The sequence below is a fragment of the Corallococcus sp. AB011P genome (assembly GCF_003611605.1).
GTDB classification, from domain to species: Bacteria; Myxococcota; Myxococcia; order Myxococcales; family Myxococcaceae; genus Corallococcus; species Corallococcus coralloides.
Window position 1 is genome coordinate 1 of record NZ_RAVX01000070.1, and the last position, 941, is coordinate 941.

Sequence of the window (941 nt, forward strand, 5' to 3'; positions counted from 1 at the left end):
CCCAAGGGCGTCGCCATCTCCCACGGCAATGCCGTGAAGTTCCTCCATTGGGCCCTCGCCACGTTCTCTGCCGAGGAACTGAAGGGCACCCTCGCCGCGACGAGCCTCAACTTCGACCTCTCCGTCTTCGAACTCTTCGCTCCGTTGAGCAGTGGTGGTGCGGTGGTGGTGGCTCGCAACGCCCTGCATCTGGCGGAGCTGCCCACCGCACCCCACGTCACCCTCATCAACACCGTGCCCTCCGCCATGGCGCAGCTGCTGCGTCTGGGTGCGGTGCCTCCGAGTGTGCGCGTCATCAACCTCGCGGGCGAAGCCCTGCCGGAGACGCTCGCGAAGCAGGTCTACGCCGTCCCGACGGTGCAGAAGCTCTTCAACCTCTACGGCCCGTCCGAGGACACCACCTACTCCACGGCCTCTCTCGTCGGTCGTGACGAAGTGCCGCTTATTGGCCGCCCGCTTCCCTCGACGCGCGCCTACGTGCTGGACGCGTCACTCCAGCCGGTGCCCGTCGGTGTCGCAGGCGAGCTGTACCTCGCAGGAGAAGGCCAGGCGCGCGGCTACCTGCTGCGCCCGGAACTCACCGCGGAGCGCTTCGTGCCGGAGCCCTTCGGTCCTCCGGGCGGCCGCATGTACCGCACGGGCGACCGCGTCCGTTACCGTATGGACGGGCGCCTGGAGTACCTGGGCCGCATCGACTTCCAGGTGAAGGTGCGTGGCTTCCGCATCGAGCTGGGTGAAATCGAAGCCGCTCTCCGTCGCGCTCCGGGACTCAAGGACGCCGTCGTCGTCGCGAGGGGTGAGGCCTCCGACAAGCGCCTCGTCGCCTACGTCACGCCCAAGGCGAATACCTCCCTGGAAGTGGAGGCCCTCAAGGCCCACCTGCGCCAGGGCCTCCCCGAGTACATGGTGCCCACCACCTTCGTGGTGCTGGACGCCCTGCC

General features: G+C 68.1%; 1 protein-coding gene. It reads left to right on the forward strand.

The features are described 5' to 3' along the window. Window positions 1-941 (forward strand): AMP-binding protein (locus D7X30_RS41365; protein WP_147443452.1); only part of this gene is annotated, 941 nt, incomplete at both ends.